Source organism: Chitinophaga ginsengisoli, from assembly GCF_003014595.1.
Classification (GTDB): Bacteria; Bacteroidota; Bacteroidia; order Chitinophagales; family Chitinophagaceae; genus Chitinophaga; species Chitinophaga ginsengisoli.
The window spans coordinates 495,507-515,783 of sequence record NZ_PYGK01000002.1; the positions used below are offsets into that span (position 1 = coordinate 495,507).

Genomic DNA, 20,277 nt, shown 5'->3' on the forward strand with positions numbered 1-20,277 from the left:
TAAAGGCTCCCTGCTTACCGGTTAATACGGTTCAGCAAGATGGCGAAAGATCGCATATTTTCGCGTGTTGCGCCAGCATCATTTTCAGATTGCTCAAATAACTGCCTGAGATCTTCCATCTGGCTCATCAACGAAGGCGATATGAAACTATATTTTCTCAGGATGTTTATGGCTTCATCTACCTGTGGCTTCGCGTAACTATATATCCTGAAGGTGTAAGGCGGGTCAAGGAAATAGGATTTGATCTCTGCAAGGCGGATAATATCCGGATTACTTATTTTCATAATTACACATTTCAGCGAAACAAAGTACAAAGTTACACTATTACCGGGGGATACGGATAAATTAATCCCTACCCGCCTTCGGAAGACAATACTTACTTTTGCAGCTCCTGTAAAATACCTTACTATGAGTAGCTTACTGAAAGACATTTATTCCCCTGCCTTTTATAACAGTTTTTCCGACGTACTTGTCAAAACAGTACCCTCATTCAACAAAAAGCGGTTCATTGAAAGGATATACCAGGACGGCTTTGAAGAAAAGGAACTGAAAGAGCGGATGAAGCACACGACAGCCGTTTTGCACGAATTTATGCCTGCCAGTTATACCCAGGCCATTCCCCTGATCGAAAAGACCATTAACAGCCTCAGAAAGGCCGGCTTCAGGGAAGCCCTGGAGTTTATCTTCTTCCCTGACTACCTAGCTACTTATGGGCTGGAACACTATGACACTTCTATCAGGGCACTGGAATTCGTAACCCAGTTCATCACCTGTGAATTTGCCGTACGCCCTTTTATCCTCAAATACGGCGACACGATGATGCAGCAGATGCTGGCCTGGTCCTTACATGAAAGTGAGAAGGTAAGGCGCCTGGCCAGCGAAGGCAGCCGTCCCCGTTTGCCCTGGGCAATGGCTATCCCTTTCCTGAAAAAAGACCCTACCCCCATACTGCCCATCCTGGAAAACCTGAAACAAGACCCTTCCGAGTCGGTAAGACGTAGTGTGGCGAACAATCTCAATGACATCGCCAAGGATAATCCGGCTATCGTGATCGCCATTGCGACAAAATGGAAGGGCATCAGCAAAGAAACGGACGCTATTATCAAACATGGCAGCCGCACCTTACTGAAACAGGGCAGTAAGGAGATGTTGCAGCATTACGGATTGGACAGCACACATGTTGCTTTCAGCGACTTTAAAATACTGACACCAAAGGTCCGCACCGGTGACAGCCTGGAATTCTCCTTCGCCATCAAAAACAAGGATGCACAACCACAAACGATCAGGCTGGAATATGGGGTACACTACCTGAAGGCGAACGGCACCCTATCCAAAAAAGTGTTTAAGATCAGTGAGAAGACCTATGCCCCTGGCGAACAGGTAAAGATTCTCCGGAAACAATCCTTCCGGCTCATTACTACCCGGGTATTTTATCCCGGTAAACACCAGCTGTCCGTCATCATCAATGGAGAGGAATATCCGGCTAAAGCATTCGAGTTGATATAGGGTTTACACGTATCTCAAATTGTCTCAATTCCCCCCTTAATATGGCAATAATGACCAGCCATTTTCTGCGGGGACAATCGGACATTTGTAGTACACTAAACCTCAAAGACATGAAAGAATATATTGCTGATCAAGCCGCTACACTTGACCACCCGGTAGTGTCCGAACAGGAATGGACAGAGGCCCGTAAAAAACTAATGCAGAAAGAAAAGGAGCTGACCCACCTGAAAGATGAACTGACTCACCTGCGCCAACAACTCCCTTGGGTAAAAATCGAAAAGGACTACGTTTTTGAAGGAGCAGACAGAACATATACCTTAGCCGATCTCTTTGACGGCCGCAGCCAGCTGATCGTACAACACTTCATGCTAGGACCAGGCTGGAAAGAAGGTTGCCCCGGCTGTTCATTCATGGCCGATCATGTAGATGGGGCGCTGGTCCACCTGTTGAACCACGATGTTTCTTATGTGGCGGTGTCTCGCGCTCCTATGAGCGATATCATTCCTTTTCAGAAAAGGATGGGATGGGGCTTCAAATGGGTGTCTTCCAACAAAAACGACTTCAACTATGACTTCCACGTTTCTGCTACCGAAGAAGACATCGCCAAAAATGAGATGATTTATAATTACGACAAGATTCCCGTAACAGAGCAGGAATTACCCGGTGTCAGCGTCTTCTATAAAGACGATAACGGAGATATCTTTCATACCTATTCATCTTTTGCCAGAGGAGTAGATATCATGCTCACCACCTACAATTTACTGGAAATGACGCCAAAGGGACGTAATGAAGACAATGCGATGAATTGGGTAAAACACCATGATAAATATGAAACCAAGGCTCCGGAAGCAAGTAATTGCTGCCACTAACAGTTGATATCATGCGTACATTTAATTGTTGCGGGGGACATGCTGAAAAGTCGGTTCCCTGCAATGTTCCTGCACAATTGTCCGCACCTGCGGAAGAGGGAATGCGCGGTAAAGAAGCGTCAGTAACAACCGTTCCTGCCAGCAAATCCGAAGGCATTTTCAGGAGGACAGCACGCTTTATTAAACCCGTACTCCCCGCCTTTCTGCTGGCGCTTGTTCCCAAATGTCCTTTCTGCCTTGCGGCCTATATTGCATTAGGTACGGGTATTGGTTTATCTGTAGCAAGTGCGAAATTGCTGTACATATCCCTGTTGTGTGCAGGTGTGATACCATTATCATTATTTGCCGCCAGATATATCGGGATGTATTTCTTCCCGGTTACCATCACCGGATGGAGGGCACGGCAACAGCTGTTTATTGTAATGACGGGAATCCTGATCGGCAGCAGTATACTGTTACTTTTTTGAGTTGAATACTTCCAGGCACCAGTCTATCAGGCCTTTCTGATCAATAATACTCCATGCATGAGGATGCCTGTCTGTACCGTTATATCCTTTATTCTCTGTGGTGATAAGCGTGGCGTCGTCATTGCCGTTTAGTTTCAGTTGGTTTACCAATCCTGCCAGGTCAAGTGCATTCATGTCATAGTAATCTTTTCGCCTGTTTTCGATCCACCAGTTGACATCCGGCTCGGTATAAAGTCTTACATGTGCATGGTTTAGCAAGCCTGCATTGCCGCCATTTGCTGCTGTGTGAGAATAGGGAGACAACTGCTGGTAAGCAGTCAGATATTGTCCAGGAGGGCCACCCATTTTGCTGATAAACATATCTTTCAGCCCCTGTGCTTCCGCCACAGCGCCCTGATGAAATTTTCTTTCGATGGTATGGATAGCGAGATACCACATCCGTTCATAATCCAGCGGAGGATCTGCAGCAAATACACCTGCTATTTTGATATGATAGACTGACTTACCTGCTGCACAATACTGTGCGTAACGAACGGCCCCTGTACCTGCAGCCGACAAACCACCTATGATCACTTTATCTGCCGGGATCTTATGGGCTGACAATACTTCATTTATCAAGGTATCCATGTAATGAAGTACAGTATCTCCTACCATGTTTTCCCTGAAGCCATTGTCATACCGTGGTACAATGCTGACTACCAGCACACCATGTTCCAGCGCGTATTCATTGCCCGCATTTGAAAGGGCCTGGTTGTTTAAAACCAATAATCCTTTTATGGGGCTTGAGGGTATCAGTTTTACGTAAAAATTATGCGTGCTGTCCTTCGCATCCCTGTATACGTACTTCACTTCCTGTGCATGCAGTTGCAGGCATAAAAAACATAAGAGCAGTAAGATGTAATAACGTTTCATGAAAGTGCTGTTATTATTCACTAAATATAGTCAAAACACAGGCATTTTGGCTCCTACAGAATATTCGATATTTTCGTTCAGCCAAAGACGATCTATGAGATATATCCTGCTATTTGCCGGAGTACTGTTTTTTTGTAATTGCCGGACTCCCAATACCTTCACACACAATACCAATGCGTCAGATACGTTGATACGTTTTAATACATGGGGACTTCCGTATTTTAAAGCATTGGGAATAATAGACAGTGTCAACAGCAAATGGGGATTTTATGAAGACAATGTGATGGGATGCATTGTTACTAAGGCGGAGATAGACAGTCTTACACGTGATAACGAAATAGCGGCACGCCCACTGGTAGCCAGATATGGTAGCAACTGGCACAAGAAATACTCAAAAGAGTTGCACATAGCCCTTGCAACGCCAGGATTAATGACTCCGTCCATTTACTTTAATGAGGAAGTGACCAAAAAACGGGAAGAACTGCAATTAGTGGGAGATACGCTTTTTTACCACTTTAAACGAACAAGGGCAATCGGTACTTATAACGTTGACGTAGTGGGATGGCAACGTCAGGGAACAGAGAAAAAATGGGTATCATACTATAGATACCGTTTAAGTTATAAGAAACCAATACCTAAGCTGATCACGAGGAAAATAAGAACAGATACAGTCTATCTTCACAATAACATTTATTTTTCAGAGGATAGCTTTGATGCGTATCTAAGAGATTAATATATGGAATATCCGTTTACGTTAACAACAAAATCCTGCAATATAAAAAAGCCTTCCTGCAATCAACAGGAAGGCTTTATATTTCACAAATATGTTCTTATATCTCTCCTTTCTTCAACTGCGACACCGCGTAATCCACTGCTCTGGCAGTTAACGCCATATAAGTCAGCGATGGGTTCTGTGTGGAAGTAGAAGTCATACATGCACCATCCGTCACGAATACGTTGTTCACAGCATGCATCTGGTTCCATTTATTGAGGATAGATGTTTTAGGATCTTTACCCATACGTGCACCACCCATTTCGTGGATATCCAGACCAGGCGCCTGTTTAGAGTCTTCGGTGCGTATATTGGTGAAACCCGCTTTGGTGTACATTTCGGTCATCTGCTCATAGAAGTCTTTGAGCATCTTCTCATCGTTGTCATCATAACCGAGGTTCACATGTACGACAGGCACGCCCCATTCGTCTTTCTTCGTTTTATCGAGTGTAAGCTGGCTGATCTCTTTAGGAATGGTTTCTCCCATCATGTGAGACCCCACCCACCAGTTACCCATCTCCTGGTTGAAGAGATGATCTTTCAGCGTCTGACCGAAACCATCGTGGCTATTCCAGGTACGTCTACCGGTGCTGAAACCAGCAGCATAACCACGCAGAAAGTTTGTTTCCTGTTTAGCTACGTTGCGGAACCTTGGGATGTAAGCGCTGGTAGGGCTACGTCCTTCGGTGGTCTTATCCAGCATGCCGTCGTAGTCGGCGGAGATGCGGCCACGGTAGTTATGGAAAGCAAAGTATTTACCCAGCACGCCACTGTCGTTTCCTAATCCATTAGGGAAACGGTTGGAAGTGGAGTTCAGGAGGATCAGGTTTGTATTGATGGCAGCAGCGTTAACAAAGATAACTTTTGCAAAATATTCGGTCGTCTCTTTGGTCTGCGTGTCTACTACGCGTACACCGGTAGCCTTACCTTTCTGTTCGTCGTAAATGATGGATTCTACCACTGAGAACGGGCGTAATGTGAGGTTACCTGTCTTTTCCGCCCATGGCAGTGTAGATGCGTTGCTGCTGAAATAACCGCCGAATGGACATCCACGCTGACAGAGGTTTCTCTTCTGGCATTGTACCCTACCCTGCTGGATATGAATGGGCTGTGGCTCCGTGAGATGAGCGCAACGGCCATATATGACATGGCGGTCTTTGTAGTTCTTTGCTACAAAACCCTTGAAATATTCTTCAACGGCTGTCATCTCCAGGGGTGGCAGAAATTCACCATCCGGGAGGTTGGCGATACCGTCTTTATTTCCGGAGATACCCACAAATTTCTCTACATAGCTGTACCATGGCGCAATGTCAGCATAGCGGATCGGCCAGTCTACTGCAAAGCCATCCCGTGCAGGACCTTCAAAGTCGAAGTCGCTCCAGCGTTGGGTCTGTCTTGCCCAGAGGAGGGATTTACCGCCCACCTGGTATCCACGGATCCAGTCGAATGGTTTATCCTGTTCGTAAGGATGTTCCTTATCCTTTACAAAGAAGTGCATCGCATCTTCCTTAAAGGCATAACAACGGCTTACGACAGGTGCTTCTTCCTGGATAGCTTGCGGTACTTGTCCCCGGTGAGGAAATTCCCAGGGATATTTATTGGTAGTCGGATAATCTTTCAGATGTTTTACGTCGCGGCCTCTTTCGAGTACCAGTGTCTTTAGTCCCTTCTCAGTGAATTCTTTTGCAGCCCATCCGCCACTGATACCAGATCCGATCACAATTGCATCGAATGTGTGGTCCTGAGCCCCCTTATTAATATTCGCCATACTGATTTATAAATTAAGCAGTCCTTTTGCTGGCTGGTTTCACAGGTACGCTTCCGTGGAAACGTCCGGGTACCAGCTCGTACACCTGTACTTTAGTGAGATAATATTCGGAAGTCGTATATCCGTAGATGGTAAGATCTTTCATTGTGCGATAAAATGCAGCTGCATCATCTTTGCTGGCATCGGCAGCTTCCAGTTCTTTCAGGAGCGTTGCTCTTTCTGCGGGATTGCTCTTTTCAAAAGAATGACCGTTCTTTTTCTGACACAGGTCGGAAAATGCTTTCATGCCGGTAAGGAATTTCTGCTGATCTTCTTTTTTCATACAGTCGTCAACCATAGTAAGGGCAAATAAATGTGCCTTCACGTCCTTTGCACCTGGTGTGGCGGTAGCAGGGATCAATGTATCTGCCAGCGCAGCCAGCATATTTTCTCCTTCAGCATCTACTGCTATATTTTTCAATGAGATAGAAGCGGGAGACGGTTTCCGCAAACAGGAAGGCAACAATGCCAGACCTGCGGATACTACTAAGACCTGTTTTAACGCGGTACGTCTGTTTACTAGCATGGATAGGTATTTACTAAAACAAGCCAAAAAGGTATAGGTTATATTTAATATTTCCAAGCCAATTGGTTGATAATTTTCGTTGTAGTACCTTCAGCACATCACATTTACATCAATACGCATGTTATGAAATTATACTGTTTGTCACTCATCCTGTTCAGCCAGCTGGCCTGGCTACCGGGCAATGCTCAGTCCCGGACCAGTGCCCCGAACCCTATTATCAACACAAAAAGTGGCCGTATACAAGGCACTTCCACTACTCCCGGCGGCATCTATGTATATAGGGGTATTCCCTATGCACAACCGCCTGTAGGGCCGCTACGGTGGAAAGCCCCTCAACCGCTGCAGGCCTGGGATACTATCCTGAAAGCGGATCGTTTTGGCCCCAGGGCGATGCAGGGGAACGTATTTGGAGACATGAATTTCCGTTCTAACGGTATGAGTGAGGACTGCTTATACCTGAATATCTGGGCGCCAGCCCAACCTTCCAAAAGCAAGCGGCCGGTACTGGTCTATTTCTATGGAGGTGGAATGGTAGCAGGAGACGGTTCAGAAGGCCGCTACGATGGCGAGAGTATGGCCCGCAAAGGGATTGTCTCGCTGACAGTGAATTACCGCCTGGGCGTATTCGGGTTGCTGGCCCATCCGGAGTTGTCAAAAGAAGCGCCTTACCATGCCTCCGGCAACTACACATTGCTGGACCAGCAGGCTGCACTGGCCTGGGTAAAAAAGAATATTGCCGCCTTCGGTGGAGATCCTGACAGGATCACTATTGCCGGAGAATCAGCGGGTTCCATTTCTGTATCTGCCCTGATGGCATCTCCCCTGTCCAAAGACATGATCAATGGTGCTATCGGAGAAAGTGGCGCTATGATCTTCCCGACCATGCCACCTGCCAGTAAAGAAGATGCTGAAAAGAACGGCCTTGCATTCGCCAATGCCTTGGGCGCCAGCTCCCTGGAAGCCCTGAGGGCTATTCCGGCAGAAGACTTATTGAAAAGAGCTTCCGGCCCCGGTATGCCGCCATTAACGACCAATATAGACGGTTATGTACTGCCTAAAAAGCCGGCAGAGATCTTTGCAGCAGGCGAACAGGCACAGGTACCACTGCTGGTAGGCTGGAACTCCGCAGAAATTCCCTACAGGGCATTACTCTGGAAAGATGATCCTACTTCTGAGAACTATACCAAAAAGATCAAAGAATTATATCCACAAGACGCGGAAGAAGTGCTCCGCCTGTACCCGGGTAATACCAGAGAAGAAGTCATTGCTTCTGCCACTGACCTGGCCAGCGACCGTTTCATTGTATACAGTACCTGGAAATGGGCTGCACTGCAACTAAGTACCAGTCAGCAGCCGGTGTATCGTTACGTCTTCTCCCACAGCCGTCCACCAATGACACCCAAAATGGGTAATGCACAACCCGGACTGGCCGGTGGTGTGATAAAAACCAGCGCCTCACAGCCAGCTAAATCTAAACCGGCAGAAATATTTAAAGGAGCGCCTCATGCAGCAGAGATTGAATATGCCCTTGGCAACCTGCGGCTTAATGAGGTGTATGCCTGGACCAAAGAAGACTACCTGGTATCCAACACCATGCTGAATTACTTTGCGAATTTCATTAAAACCGGTAACCCGAATGGCAACGGGCTCCCCAAATGGGAAGCAGATGCAACGACCAGATCCCGGTATATGAATATTGACCTGCGCTCTTCCCTGCAGCAGGAAAAACACGCAGACAGGTACCTGTTCCTCGATAAAGCATACAAACAATAATATTAACTCCGGGTCTCTTCCTATCATTGCTATCAAGAGACCCGGAGTATCCTTTTTTACTGTGCCAATGGCCTGGTTATTGTACCCTTATTTAAAACAGTATTTTATGATGACCCGGCAGATAACAATTGCGCACAATGACCAGCACCAGCTGTATGATATTTCATTTGAAAGGCGGGCACATGCCACGATCTATCATATTGCGCCGAACATACATTCCAATGTATCGTTTCCCAGACAATTTGAGATCATAAAGAACGACGACAGCGATCAGCCTCAATACGAAACAGAAAACCTGAACGAAGAGAATAAGGAGATAGCTGACGCTTTATGGAAACAGATCAGTTTACTGCCACCTCAGTTCAGCGGAGGCAAATGAAAAGGTAATTATATCATTCCGGGAACAGTGCTATATAAACTGTTCGTACATACGTAGTTCCTTCCCTATTCAGGGAGGGTACTATCTATCGTTCATCTGAAGCCCCCTGCCGCAACTGCTCCATTTTTGTAAGCAAACGAAAACCAGTCTTTTATCTCATAAGCAATCCTTCCATCAGCCGAAATAAAAAAATTTTCACCCCTCAAGGCAACCTTTCGAATTTTAGTCTCGTATTAAGGAGTTGACACAAGTGCTCAATTTGCTTATTTAAAAATTTCAAACACCATGCATTTATTAAAATCTGCAGTGGCAATGTTATTCGTTGCCTCCGTGATAACATCATGTTCAAAAGACGACAACGATGGCGGCAGTACACCTCCTCCAGCTCCTAAGAAGACCGTACAAGTAACTACCAACGCAACTTTCGGTAAAGTATTAACAGACAGCACCGGCAAAACACTGTACTTCTTCTCTAATGACGCACAGGGTGTACCTACCTGTAAAGATGGTTGTGTAGCAGCATGGCCTGTATTCTATGTAGACGCTGATAAACTGACCATAGATACATCACTGAACAAAGCTGATTTCACCACTGTTACACGTCCTGATGGCAGCAAACAGACTGCTTATAAAGGATGGCCTTTATATTACTATGCCAGCGATGCTGCGGCAGGTGATGTGAAAGGTGATAACGTTGGTAAGATCTGGTTTGTAGCTAAACCTGACTATACTGTAATGGTGGCTAACTTCCAGTTACATGGCAACGATGCTAAAGATTATGTACTTGACGCTACCGGCGCTATTGCTGCAGGTACAGGTGCTTCCAAATACCTGACAGACGACCGCGGTCACACTTTGTACAAATTTGCCAACGACAAAGCAGGTACGAATAACTTCACCAATACAGATCCTACTCACAATGCGATCTGGCCTATTTATGAAGTATCAGAAGTAAAGAATGTGCCAACAGGATTTACTAAAGCAGACTTTGCGATCATCACTGTACAGGGCAAAAAACAAATTACCTACAAAGGCTGGCCTATGTATTACTTCGGTGCTGATGCACAGGTAATGGGCGCAAGCAAAGGTGTAAGTGTACCTGCACCAAATGTATGGCCTGTAGTTTATACCACCACAGCAACGGCTCCTTTACCCTAACGAAAAACCATATATGATGCTGCCGCACTTGTGTTAAAGCCCGGCAGCATTATATATAAGCAGATTGCCCGACCTGGTAATACCGGGTTGGGCAATTCGTATTTGTAATCAATCGATTATCCAGGCTGTCTTTTTTTATGCCTATTCCTCTTGCGTAACTCAAAAGTTACATATACATTTGTGTAACTTCAAAGTTACATATATGAAAAGAGACATCAAACTCAAGTGGTTCTATCCACACCCTGTAGAAACGATCTGGGAATGCCTGACCAATCCGGAGATCCTCAAACAATGGAATCTTGCCTCCAGCGGTTTTAGGGCGGAAGTGGGCTTTAAATGGATGGAAGTGACGAAACCCCGTCCGAAGATGGATTGGGATGGTAAGATGTACTTTGAGGTATTGGAGGTCATTCCTTTGCAGAAGCTCTCTTACTCCTTCAAGGGTGGCCCCGGTGAAGGCGTTTATAATCTTGATACAGTAGTGAACTGGATACTGGTGCCCAAAGACGGTGGTACTGAATTACACCTGGAGCAGACAGGCTTTAAAGGAATGAAGAATTATATCAGCAGCTTTATTATGGAGATGGGATGGAAGAACAAAGTGGCCAAACGTTTCCAGCAAGCACTTACAAACTTTACCGATGACAGCACTCCAGTTCGATAGCTTTCAGGCTATCGCAGACCCAAGCCGGCGTGAGATATTGCTTATGCTGGCCGGCGATAAAAAATCCATCAATGCTATTGCGGAGCAATTTGACATCAGCCGCCCTGCTATTTCAAAACATATCAAGGTACTACATCAGGCTGGGTTCATCACCTTTGAAGAGAAAGGCCGGGAACGGTATTGTATACTCCGCCAGGAAGGGTTTGATGAGTTAAAAGAGTGGATTAACTTCTTTGATGATTTCTGGAAAGAGCGTTTAAGCAAACTGGAACAACTGCTGGAGAAGAACCCGGACATCGCTAAAAAGAAGAATAAATAGCATGATCTGAAGCCCCGTTACACCAACGTTCCTGCTTGTAACGGGACTTCAGCTATGCAATATAATCTCACGCAACCCCATAGGTTGGCACCAATACTTCTGCCGTCTTTTTTTCCCTGTCCTTTACATACAACACTGCCACTGCTGCAATGATCATAAACACGCCGCCCATTACCAGGGCGAAGATCGCTTCATTGTGAAACAGGTGTTTTACGATCAGACCTCCGAAGATGCCATTCACGATCTGCGGGAAGGTGACGAAGAAGTTGAAGATACCCATGTATACGCCTGTTTTATGAGAAGGTATCACCCCTGAGAGGATCGCATAGGGCGTTGACAGAATACTTCCCCAGGCCATACCTATGCCAATCATAGGCCATATCAGCATGTTTTGATCCTGGATGAAATAGAAAGAGATCAGCGATAACCCGCCCGCTGTCAGCGAAATAGCATGCGCTGCCTTGCGGGATGTTTTACGCGCTATCACCGGCAATACCAATGCATACACAGCAGATACTGCACTGTAGATACTGAACAGGAAACCTACCTTATTCCCTGCGTCAGCGAAGAGTGCTGAAGAAGTATCGCCTGCCTGTACCTTATAGATATGCTGCGCCACTGCCGGCGTAGTAAATACCCACATAGAAAACAATGCGAACCAGGAACAGAACTGTACCAGGCCCAGTTGTTTCATAGCAGCAGGCATATTGGAGAAATCTCTCCCGATGGTCCTGATCCCTCCTGTAGGTGCTTCTGCCGTATGCTCAGGGTTGAATTGCCTAAACTCCTCGGGGGAATATTCTTTCGAAGTAATGATGGACCAAAGAATGGTAGCCAGTAATACCATCGCACCCACATAAAAGGAATAGATCACATTATCCGGCACAACGCCCGGAGCGGCGGTCTTTGACACGCCTGCATACTCTGCCAGCAGATAAGGAAGGGAAGATCCCAACACCGCCCCCGCTCCTATCAGGAAGGTCTGGGCGGAAAATCCCTGGCTGCGTTGTTCGTCCGGTAGATTGTCTGCCACCAATGCCCTGAAGGGTTCCATGGCTACGTTGATGGAGGCATCCATCAGTGTCAGCATACCTGCCCCGATCAATACCGGCGGCAACACATATGCCAGCAGGGAGGAATTCGGTAGCAGTATCAGGGCCAGCGCAGTAGCAATAGCGCCTACCAGGAAATAGGGACGACGGCGCCCCAACCTGTTCCAGGTACGGTCACTGTAATGACCAATGATCGGTTGTACGATCATACCTGTGAGTGGCGCCGCCAGCCAGAATAATGACAGGTGTTCTACTTCTGCTCCATAGGTCTGCAGGATACGGGAAGCATTCCCATTCTGCAATGCAAAGCCAAACTGGATACCGAAAAAGCCCATGCTCATATTCCATATGCGCGCAGCGGACAACCGCGGCTTAACCATTCCTTTCATGGGATAAATATTTTTAATTGACTAAATTTCCTTGGTTTGTTGTCACCATTTTACCTGCTGGTACATGTACCGGCTCTCCGTAGACAAGCACTGTAATATCTTCCACAGATCCGTTCTCAATGTGTACACCCTGTTTGCTTACTTTTATTTTCAGCACACGACCTCTGAAACGGATATTGAATGCGAAAGACTGCCACTTACCCGGCAGGAATGGTGTGAACTGTAACTGTCCATCTCTTACACGCATGCCCGCAAATCCTTCTACTACGCTCATCCAGGTACCTGCCATGGAGGTAATGTGCAGACCGTCTTCTGTATCGTTGTTATAGTCATCCAGGTCCAGGCGGGAAGTACGCAGGTAGAACTCATGCGCACGTTGCTCATCGCCGAGTTTGGCCGCGAGTATAGCGTGTACGCAGGGCGATAAGGAACTCTCATGCACTGTTCTTGGTTCATAGAAATCAAAGTTGCGGCGCAGCGTATCCATATCATATCTGTCTTCCAGGAAGTACAATCCCTGTAACACATCCGCCTGTTTGATATAACAGGAACGCAGGATACGGTCCCAGCTCCATTTCTGGTTCAGTGGTCTTTGTGCAGGGTCCAGGTCTTTTACGAGGATCTGTTCTTTGTCCAGGTAGCCATCCTGTTGTAAGAAAATACCGCGTTGTTCATCTACCGGGTAGTACATGTTGTCGATGATATGCTGCCATTTTTCTGTTTCCTTTCCTGCGTCAAAAGCTGTCTGTTGCAGGATAGCGGCATATCTGTCCGGAGCAGTGTTTCTCACCTGTTGCAAGGCCTCTATCGCATATTGGAGGCACCAGGTAGCCATAGTGCTGGTGTACCAGTTATTGTTGACGTTGTTCTCATATTCGTTTGGTCCTGTTACGCCCAGCATCACGTACTGCTTACGGGCGTCGCTCCAGTTCACCCGCTGTGCCCAGAAGCGCGCTATACCCATCAATACTTCCAGTCCATACTCCGCCAGGTAAGCTTCGTCACCCGTATAGCGAATGTAGTTGAAAATGGCAAAAGCGATGGCAGCATTCCGGTGAATTTCTTCAAAGGTGATCTCCCATTCGTTGTGACATTCTTCTCCGTTCATCGTCACCATGGGATACAAGGCAGCTCCGTTGTTGAAGCCAAGTTTAGCGGCATTCTCTATGGCTTTTCCCAGTTGTTTATGACGATAGATGAGAAGATTGCGGGCCACCTGCTGATCGGCAGTAGCCAGGTAGAAGGGAATACAATAAGCTTCCGTATCCCAATAGGTAGAACCGCCATATTTTTCACCGGTAAAACCTTTAGGCCCGATATTCAGACGAGCGTCTTCACCTGTATAGGTCTGGTTCAGCTGGAAGATATTGAAGCGGATACCCTGTTGTGCAGCAGGATCTCCTTCTATAACGATATCGCTTTCCTTCCACTTCAACTCCCAGGCAGCAGTCTGTTCTGCCAGCATGATATCGAAGCCTTTCGCGGCCACTTTATTAACGGTCGCTTCGCAGTTGTTAGCCAGTGCTGCCAGGGAATGATTTTCCGAAGAAAGGTTAGCGGCGTATTTGTAGATAACGGTTTCTTTTTGGCGGGAGATAAAAACGGTGGCAGTCCCTCCTACATATTTTTCCTTCTCAACAGGTGTGATGCTCAGCTGTAATGGCTGACCATCCTGGTGAATATAGAACTGCATACCTGTACATACCTGGAAACCGGTCTTTTTTGTCTTCAGTACCAGGTAAGCACTATTACCTTCTATATTGGCATCTACCTCATCCCAGAACTTCTCATCGTAGTTGGCATCCTGGTTCTTTACATCGCCATCGATATAAGCAGTGACCTGCAGTGTACCGTCAAAGTTCAGTGGTGTAATGCTGTAACGGATAGCCCCTGTTTCATCATCCACAATACTGCAGAATCGGGTAGCCACTACGCGTACCTGTTTACCATCTGAGATGGTAGCCGTAAATGAACGTTGCAGATAACCTTCCTGCATATTCAGTACACGACGGAAATCGCTGACCTGCGCTTTATGCAGGTCCAGCACTTCATTGTCGATGCGGATATCAATACCGATCCAGTTGGCGGCATTCAATACTTTGGCGAAGTATTCCGGGTAGCCATTCTTCCACCAGCCCACGCGGGTCTTATCGGGATAGTATACGCCGGCTACATAATTACCCTGTAATGTCTCGCCTGAATAGGACTCTTCAAAATTGGCACGCTGTCCCATACGTCCGTTACCCAGACTGAAAATGCTTTCAGAAATCCTGTTATAATGTGGTACAAAACCTTCCTCGATAATGTTCCACCCGTCTACTTTTATGTACTGCTTCATGACTCTTAACTAAGGCGCCGTTTTGCGCGCGCAATTGGCATTGTTTATTTTGAGTTGAATAAATTGGTCAGTGTTTGAATATTGATCTCCTGCAGCCCGCCAACTACCAGATCAGCCTCACCCAATACGCTTTGCTCTCCTATGCCCACCACTTTCATTCCTCCGGCTTTACCAGCTTGCACACCAGCAATAGCATCCTCAAAAACAATGCATTGTGCCGGTGCTACGCCCAGGGCTTCTGCACCTTTGAGAAATACTTCAGGATCGGGCTTGGAGGCCGATACCATATTGCCATCTATCACAGCGTCAAACAAAGGCAGGATACCCACCTTGTCCAGTATCACACCCGCATTTTTACTGGCTGATCCCAGGGCGGTCTTTATACCGGCAGCCCGCAAACTATCCAGCAGTTCCTTTGCACCCGGCAGGATCTCCTCCGGTGTCATATGATGGATCATATCCACGTACCATTCATTCTTACGGGTAGCCAGTTCCTGCTGTTCTTCGGCCGACTTCTCAATACCACCCCATCCGAGGATCAGTTCCAGGGAACGGACACGGCTCACGCCTTTCAGCTTTTCGTTCTGTGCTTCCGTAAAATTGAATCCCAGTTCATTGGCCAGTCTTTTCCAGGCTTTAAAATGGTAAACAGCTGTATCTACTATTACGCCATCGAGATCAAAAATGCATGCTGCTATTCCTTGCATATATTCAGGTAAATCGTTTGTGAATGTTATCGTTCCAGCTCCATCACCAATGTGCTCTCTGCAGGAATGCGGAGGCTGTCGGCCAGGGGAACACTATTTCCCGAGATCACATCTCTCGCTTTGGAAAAGCCGGTAGTCCTTTCTGTGAACCGCGCTGTTAACATTGCCATCTCCTTTTCATTCGGGTTCATGACAATCATCACGGTCTTCTCTGCGTTGTAGCGGAAGTAGGTGTAGACATTATCCTGCGGGATGAACTGCATCAGTTTTCCTGTTTGTAATACCGGGTTATTCTTCCGGTAGTTGGCCAGTTTGCTGATATAATCATGCAATTCATTCTCTTCTGCATTGCGACCGGCAGCGGTGAATTTGTTCAGTGTATCACCGGCCCATCCTCCCTTGAAATCTTCACGTACCAGGCCATCGGGATTGCTGAAGTTCTTCATGCCTATCTCAGCGCCGTAGTACAATTGAGGAATGCCACGGGTGCTGAGCAACCAGGCTAAGGCAGCTTTGTATTTGTTCTTGTTACCATTCACGACAGAGTAGAAACGGCTCAGGTCATGATTATCCAGGAATACCACATTACGCATAGGGTCCTGGTATTGATAATCCTGTACCAGCGTGGAGTAGAGTTTCACCACTCCATCATCCCATCCCGGCTTTTCATTAAGTGCAGCAGCAATAGCCCAGAGACTCTGGAAATCTGTCGTACCAGGCAGCTGTGAATCGAAGCCCCTGTTTACGGTATTCCCCTGGCTAAAAAAGACCTGTTCAGGACCGCTGCGTACCCATACCTCACCAAAGAAGGTAAAGCCCGGATAAGCGGCTTTAATGGCCTTTCCCCATTCAGCCATAAAATCTGCGTCGTTATAAGGGTAGGTATCCAGGCGGAAGGCATCTACGCCGGCATATTCTATCCACCAGAGATGACTTTGCGTAAAGTACCTGCGCACGTAAGGGTTGGACTGGTCCATATCAGGCATATGCACATCAAACCAGCCGTCTGTCATTAGTTTCCTGTCGGCAGCTGCACTGTAAGGGTCCATCAGCGGGGCAGCCCGAAAGTTGGAGCGGGTGAATGCCGGCCACTGATGTACCCAATTGCTCATAGGCAGGTCTTTCATCGTCCAGTGCTGACTACCGATATGATTATGCACGAGGTCCTGTATCAGTTTCATACCCCGTTTATGCAGACTATCGGCCAGTCGTCTGTACATTTCGTTGGAACCAAAGCGCGGGTCTATACGGTAATTCTCTGTAGCAGCGTAACCATGATAAGAAGCAGAAGGCTGATCATTCGTCACAAGAGGCGTCATCCACAATGCGGTCACACCCATGTCCTGCAGGTATCCCAGGTGATCAATGATACCTTGTATATCGCCGCCATGGCGTTTATACATGGAATCCCTGTTCAGTGAGGTTTCCTGCATACCTTTGATGACATCATTGCTTTTATCCCCATTGGCAAAACGGTCGGGCATGATCAGGTACACCAGGTCACTGCTATTCACCCCTTGCGCTTTGCTGCTGTTCTCTCTTTTCCTCAGTTCATATTGGTAGACGATATCCTTTTGCCCTTTCTGTCTGAACACAATTGGGATCGTTCCCGGATTTGCGGCAGCAGCGATATTGATATCCACGAAGAGATAATTCGGGTTCTCTACCTTGTGTACCTCCTGCAATGTCACACCGGGATAACTGAGGGATACTTCACGTGCCGCGATCTTATCTCCGTGTACGATCAGCTGCACCATTGGCTCCTGCATCCCTGTCCACCAGAAGGCGGGTTCTATCCTTTCCAGCTTAGGCATCTGCGCCATAGCGGTATACATAGCAGTCAGCAGCAGGATGGCGGTTAATAACATTCTTCTCGTCTGTAACATGCGCTTTAGGTCTTCTCTTGTTTTAAATAGTGCAGCCCGGAGCAAGCGACCGGGCTGCATATATCATGCAATCAATCCTTACTATTGAGCTAGTGTATAAATGTAGTTGCCTGGATTGTTGAGGTCCATTGTAATGGTATACGTTCCGGCGGTCTCAATACTGATAGCACCTGCACTACCTGCTGTCAGCACTCCATTATTATCATCATCACTTAAAGCGATCGTGTTGGCGTTGTTCGCCCTGAAGTAAAAGCTACCTGCCTGTAGGGCGGTTGTAATACTCCACTTCTTAGTAGCCGCATTAAAGGTCATCGCCTTGTCTGCGCCTCCGGCAGCACTGCCCGTGAGACTCCAGGCGGTATTGGTCAGCGACCAGGTCAGGGTGTTCAGATTAACGGTGAACCGGTAATAACCTGCTTCCGCCGCTTTAATGTTTCCGCCATTAGCTACCAGCGAGCCACCACCAGCGTCGCCATAGTTAACGTCCCAGCTTTTTGCGGCTGCTACTTTAAACTCGGTATTGGCATCAGGAAAATAGAGGTAACCTTCATATACTTTGTCGCTGTTCACAGAGGCCAATGCGCCCAGGCGTGGATCATCAAAAGACCATCCTTCATAGCCACCGGGCACATATACATAAGGGTATACTTTTGGTACGTAGTACGGTGTAACTGTCAGCAGTACACTGTCAGAATACACCTGATCACCTACGGTGTCCACAGCAGCCTTTACACGAACCACCAGTTCATGCTGACGTCCTGCTGCCAGTCCCATATTGTTGATGATCTGGTTCAACGCGGCCACCGTGAATTTTTTACTCAGGCTGTTATTGGCACTGAAGGCTTCTGTCGGCTTTCTGAAGCCATTGCCTTTCTCATCGATCTGTAAGGTATAGTTGACTACGGCCCTGTATCCCCAGTCGCCGGAGGCTGTCCAGGAATAAGTTACCGCATCATCTCCTGCGGTAGCTTCTGAAAAAGTGAAGTCTGTAGCGGTAGCAGAGAAGGCAGGTTTAGTGCCGGTCTTCACCTGCGTAAAGCTGTCCTGTTTTTTACAGGAGAATAATCCCACCACACAAATACTTCCCGCTATTATTTTATTCAACCAGGCATTCATGATGCAAGTATTTTGATATTGTTAGATGCTGTTTGCGATTAATAGTTCCCGTTCTGTTTCAGGTTAGGATTAGCCACCAGTGCACTGGTAGGTAGCGGGTATATGGTGCGGAAATCCGCCACGGAAGTACCTGCTGCTACGCCACCTTTGAACGGCCATACATAAGTGCTGCCGGTGAACAGGCCATAACGGATCAGGTCTGTTCTGCGATGTCCTTCCCAGTACAGTTCACGACCTCTTTCTTCCAGGATGAACTTCAGGTTCAATTCACCTGCGGTGATGTTGCCGGTAGTACTGCCATAGGCCCTTTCACGCAATGCATTGATATAGGCCAGTGCAGTAGTGGTACTGCCACCGCTGCCACCACGCAATACCGCTTCTGCATAGGTCAGGTACATTTCAGCCAGACGCATTAAAGGGAAGTCGGTATCTACGAAAGTAGAATTGGAACCATCCGCACCTTTGGATGTTTTATTGGACCATTTGGTAATAGCATAACCATCGGTAAATGTAGCCAGGTCGGCAATGGTCTTGTTCTGACCATCTGTATAGAACATAGCACGTTTATCAGTGGCGCCGGTGATATCTGAAAACAGGCTCACGAAAGCGCTGGTGGTTCGTAAACCACCCCAGCCACTGTTCACACCGAAATCTGCCGCATTCATACTACCGCCCACTGCAGCATGCACCAGGTACGTAGTACCACCATACGTCTGTGTACGTGTACCGTCGAAGTTGGCGGTGAGCAGGAATTCAGACTTAGACGTTGCGTTGTTATCCGCCTTGAACATATTTGCATAACTGGTGGCCAGCGTATATCCTGAAGTGATCACTTTACTGCTGTAGGTGATCGCATCTGTATAACGGTCGGTACCGGTATATACTGTAGCATTCAGGTATAACTTCGCCAGCAATGCCCATACACAGGCTTTATCTGCACGGCCATATTCATTGGTATGCGCGTCCACCATCTGCGCTTCTATATCTTTCAGCTCGCGTTCAACATAGGCAAACAGGTCTGCACGGGAGATCTGGTTTGGATAATAGTACGCCACCTGGTTACTGTCAGTCACAAATGGTACACTGCCAAACAGGTCCAGGGCATGATAGTAAGTCAAGGCACGCAGGAAGCGGGCTTCTGCGCGGAAAGTCCTTGCTGTCTCCTGGTCTTTTTCTGCAATACCATTGCTGCTCAGGTTAGCATCAGCAGTCTGCCTGATGAACTCATTACACTGCGCTATCTGGTAGAACAGACGGGAGAACATCGCATTGATGAAGTTATCGTCTGCTGTCCAGGTCATCTTATGGAAATCCTGCACGGTACCATCATTCCAGCCGATCACAGCTTCATCAGTCGGTAGTTCCTGCATCTGGAAATAACCACGGATGTAGCTGGAAGTACCTTCATCAATACCACTGATATCAGCACTACCGGTAGGCCCTACCTGTCCGGTCACAGAGAAGCCACCATACAATTTGGCAAGGATGGCCTTGTAATTGGTAAAGTCTTTATATATACTGGCAGAAGTAGCTTCTGTAATGGGTGTACGGTCCAGGTCCTTGGTACAGGAAGCCAGTCCCCATGCCATTGCGCCGGCCAGTACTATCTGATAGATGAATTTCTTGGTCATAACGTT

The 20,277-nt window shown here is 47.2% G+C and carries 19 protein-coding genes; 9 read left to right on the plus strand and 10 right to left on the minus strand.

Features of this window, described 5'->3' with window-relative positions:
- Nucleotides 1-14 precede the first annotated feature (14 nt).
- Nucleotides 15-284, minus strand: coding sequence for a hypothetical protein (locus CLV42_RS06610; RefSeq protein ID WP_106601098.1), 270 nt, complete (start codon nucleotides 282-284; stop codon nucleotides 15-17).
- Nucleotides 285-408: 124 nt separating this feature from the next.
- Between CLV42_RS06610 and CLV42_RS06615 the strand changes: the two genes are divergently transcribed.
- The 3 genes from CLV42_RS06615 (at nucleotide 409) to CLV42_RS06625 (ending at nucleotide 2,842) form a co-directional block, all read left to right on the plus strand.
- A complete protein-coding gene (locus tag CLV42_RS06615; RefSeq protein ID WP_106601099.1) occupies nucleotides 409-1,506 on the plus strand; it encodes a DNA alkylation repair protein in 1,098 nt (365 codons plus the stop codon).
- Between the two features lie 110 nt (nucleotides 1,507-1,616).
- A complete protein-coding gene (locus CLV42_RS06620) occupies nucleotides 1,617-2,375 on the plus strand; it encodes a DUF899 domain-containing protein (RefSeq protein ID WP_106601100.1) in 759 nt (252 codons plus the stop codon).
- An 11-nt stretch (nucleotides 2,376-2,386) separates the two neighbouring features.
- Nucleotides 2,387-2,842 (plus strand): hypothetical protein, encoded by a 456-nt coding sequence (locus tag CLV42_RS06625; RefSeq protein ID WP_146154323.1) that lies wholly within the window; start codon nucleotides 2,387-2,389, stop codon nucleotides 2,840-2,842.
- Here CLV42_RS06625 and CLV42_RS06630 read toward each other — a convergent pair.
- Nucleotides 2,831-3,754, minus strand: coding sequence for a hypothetical protein (locus CLV42_RS06630; RefSeq protein ID WP_106601102.1), 924 nt, complete (start codon nucleotides 3,752-3,754; stop codon nucleotides 2,831-2,833). The two genes, CLV42_RS06625 and CLV42_RS06630, sit on opposite strands and share 12 nt — an antisense overlap.
- Nucleotides 3,755-3,848: 94 nt before the next feature.
- Here CLV42_RS06630 and CLV42_RS06635 point away from each other — a divergent pair, with 94 nt between their 5' ends.
- The gene (locus CLV42_RS06635; RefSeq protein ID WP_146154324.1) at nucleotides 3,849-4,487 is read left to right on the plus strand and encodes a hypothetical protein; all 639 of its coding nucleotides are present in this window, start codon (nucleotides 3,849-3,851) and stop codon (nucleotides 4,485-4,487) included.
- Nucleotides 4,488-4,584: 97 nt separating this feature from the next.
- Here the strand turns inward: CLV42_RS06635 and CLV42_RS06640 are convergent, their stop codons facing one another.
- Nucleotides 4,585-6,294 (minus strand): GMC oxidoreductase, encoded by a 1,710-nt coding sequence (locus CLV42_RS06640; protein WP_106601104.1) that lies wholly within the window; start codon nucleotides 6,292-6,294, stop codon nucleotides 4,585-4,587.
- A 13-nt stretch (nucleotides 6,295-6,307) separates the two neighbouring features.
- Nucleotides 6,308-6,859 (minus strand): gluconate 2-dehydrogenase subunit 3 family protein, encoded by a 552-nt coding sequence (locus CLV42_RS06645; protein ID WP_106601105.1) that lies wholly within the window; start codon nucleotides 6,857-6,859, stop codon nucleotides 6,308-6,310.
- A 123-nt stretch (nucleotides 6,860-6,982) separates the two neighbouring features.
- On the opposite strand from CLV42_RS06645, the gene CLV42_RS06650 reads away from it, so the two are divergent.
- From CLV42_RS06650 to CLV42_RS06670, 5 genes are all read left to right on the plus strand, one after another.
- The gene (locus CLV42_RS06650) at nucleotides 6,983-8,632 is read left to right on the plus strand and encodes a carboxylesterase/lipase family protein (RefSeq protein WP_106601106.1); all 1,650 of its coding nucleotides are present in this window, start codon (nucleotides 6,983-6,985) and stop codon (nucleotides 8,630-8,632) included.
- Nucleotides 8,633-8,738: 106 nt separating this feature from the next.
- Entirely contained in the window at nucleotides 8,739-9,011 is a 273-nt protein-coding gene (locus CLV42_RS06655; RefSeq protein ID WP_106601107.1) for a hypothetical protein, read from the plus strand.
- A 285-nt stretch (nucleotides 9,012-9,296) separates the two neighbouring features.
- Nucleotides 9,297-10,169 carry a hypothetical protein gene (locus CLV42_RS06660; protein WP_106601108.1) on the plus strand — a complete coding sequence of 291 codons (873 nt, stop codon included), beginning with the start codon at nucleotides 9,297-9,299 and terminating at the stop codon, nucleotides 10,167-10,169.
- Between the two features lie 202 nt (nucleotides 10,170-10,371).
- Nucleotides 10,372-10,833 (plus strand): SRPBCC family protein, encoded by a 462-nt coding sequence (locus CLV42_RS06665; RefSeq protein WP_106601109.1) that lies wholly within the window; start codon nucleotides 10,372-10,374, stop codon nucleotides 10,831-10,833.
- The gene (locus CLV42_RS06670) at nucleotides 10,811-11,152 is read left to right on the plus strand and encodes an ArsR/SmtB family transcription factor (protein ID WP_106601110.1); all 342 of its coding nucleotides are present in this window, start codon (nucleotides 10,811-10,813) and stop codon (nucleotides 11,150-11,152) included. The genes CLV42_RS06665 and CLV42_RS06670 overlap by 23 nt, the downstream gene beginning before the upstream one ends.
- A 67-nt stretch (nucleotides 11,153-11,219) precedes the next feature.
- On the opposite strand, the gene CLV42_RS06675 is transcribed toward CLV42_RS06670, so the two are convergent.
- The 6 genes from CLV42_RS06675 to CLV42_RS06700 all read right to left on the minus strand — a co-directional run bounded on the left by CLV42_RS06675 (nucleotide 11,220) and on the right by CLV42_RS06700 (nucleotide 20,271).
- A complete protein-coding gene (locus tag CLV42_RS06675) occupies nucleotides 11,220-12,593 on the minus strand; it encodes an MFS transporter (RefSeq protein WP_106601111.1) in 1,374 nt (457 codons plus the stop codon).
- A 13-nt stretch (nucleotides 12,594-12,606) separates the two neighbouring features.
- Nucleotides 12,607-14,931, minus strand: a complete 2,325-nt coding sequence (locus CLV42_RS06680) for a glycoside hydrolase family 65 protein (protein ID WP_106601112.1) — start codon at nucleotides 14,929-14,931, stop codon at nucleotides 12,607-12,609.
- A 44-nt stretch (nucleotides 14,932-14,975) separates the two neighbouring features.
- Entirely contained in the window at nucleotides 14,976-15,638 is a 663-nt protein-coding gene (gene pgmB / locus CLV42_RS06685) for a beta-phosphoglucomutase (RefSeq protein ID WP_106601113.1), read from the minus strand.
- A gap of 26 nt (nucleotides 15,639-15,664) precedes the next feature.
- Nucleotides 15,665-17,524 (minus strand): glycoside hydrolase family 13 protein, encoded by a 1,860-nt coding sequence (locus CLV42_RS06690; RefSeq protein WP_106601114.1) that lies wholly within the window; start codon nucleotides 17,522-17,524, stop codon nucleotides 15,665-15,667.
- A gap of 81 nt (nucleotides 17,525-17,605) precedes the next feature.
- Nucleotides 17,606-18,640: a SusE domain-containing protein gene (locus CLV42_RS06695; protein ID WP_106601115.1), complete on the minus strand. Its 1,035-nt coding sequence runs from the start codon at nucleotides 18,638-18,640 to the stop codon at nucleotides 17,606-17,608.
- 38 nt (nucleotides 18,641-18,678) lie between these two features.
- Nucleotides 18,679-20,271, minus strand: a complete 1,593-nt coding sequence (locus CLV42_RS06700; protein WP_106601116.1) for a RagB/SusD family nutrient uptake outer membrane protein — start codon at nucleotides 20,269-20,271, stop codon at nucleotides 18,679-18,681.
- Nucleotides 20,272-20,277: the final 6 nt, after the last annotated feature.

Coding starts and splice junctions, on each gene's coding strand:
- CLV42_RS06630 (WP_106601102.1), bottom strand. CDS start 3,754: ATGAAACGTTATTACATCTTACTGCTCTTATGTTTTTTATGCCTGCAA.
- CLV42_RS06640 (WP_106601104.1), bottom strand. CDS start 6,294: ATGGCGAATATTAATAAGGGGGCTCAGGACCACACATTCGATGCAATT.
- CLV42_RS06660 (WP_106601108.1), top strand. CDS start 9,297: ATGCATTTATTAAAATCTGCAGTGGCAATGTTATTCGTTGCCTCCGTG.
- CLV42_RS06615 (WP_106601099.1), top strand. CDS start 409: ATGAGTAGCTTACTGAAAGACATTTATTCCCCTGCCTTTTATAACAGT.
- CLV42_RS06670 (WP_106601110.1), top strand. CDS start 10,811: ATGACAGCACTCCAGTTCGATAGCTTTCAGGCTATCGCAGACCCAAGC.
- CLV42_RS06645 (WP_106601105.1), bottom strand. CDS start 6,859: ATGCTAGTAAACAGACGTACCGCGTTAAAACAGGTCTTAGTAGTATCC.
- CLV42_RS06690 (WP_106601114.1), bottom strand. CDS start 17,524: ATGTTACAGACGAGAAGAATGTTATTAACCGCCATCCTGCTGCTGACT.
- CLV42_RS06635 (WP_146154324.1), top strand. CDS start 3,849: ATGAGATATATCCTGCTATTTGCCGGAGTACTGTTTTTTTGTAATTGC.
- CLV42_RS06680 (WP_106601112.1), bottom strand. CDS start 14,931: ATGAAGCAGTACATAAAAGTAGACGGGTGGAACATTATCGAGGAAGGT.
- CLV42_RS06665 (WP_106601109.1), top strand. CDS start 10,372: ATGAAAAGAGACATCAAACTCAAGTGGTTCTATCCACACCCTGTAGAA.
- CLV42_RS06610 (WP_106601098.1), bottom strand. CDS start 284: ATGAAAATAAGTAATCCGGATATTATCCGCCTTGCAGAGATCAAATCC.
- CLV42_RS06620 (WP_106601100.1), top strand. CDS start 1,617: ATGAAAGAATATATTGCTGATCAAGCCGCTACACTTGACCACCCGGTA.
- CLV42_RS06675 (WP_106601111.1), bottom strand. CDS start 12,593: ATGAAAGGAATGGTTAAGCCGCGGTTGTCCGCTGCGCGCATATGGAAT.
- CLV42_RS06625 (WP_146154323.1), top strand. CDS start 2,387: ATGCGTACATTTAATTGTTGCGGGGGACATGCTGAAAAGTCGGTTCCC.
- CLV42_RS06695 (WP_106601115.1), bottom strand. CDS start 18,640: ATGAATGCCTGGTTGAATAAAATAATAGCGGGAAGTATTTGTGTGGTG.
- pgmB (WP_106601113.1), bottom strand. CDS start 15,638: ATGCAAGGAATAGCAGCATGCATTTTTGATCTCGATGGCGTAATAGTA.
- CLV42_RS06700 (WP_106601116.1), bottom strand. CDS start 20,271: ATGACCAAGAAATTCATCTATCAGATAGTACTGGCCGGCGCAATGGCA.
- CLV42_RS06655 (WP_106601107.1), top strand. CDS start 8,739: ATGATGACCCGGCAGATAACAATTGCGCACAATGACCAGCACCAGCTG.
- CLV42_RS06650 (WP_106601106.1), top strand. CDS start 6,983: ATGAAATTATACTGTTTGTCACTCATCCTGTTCAGCCAGCTGGCCTGG.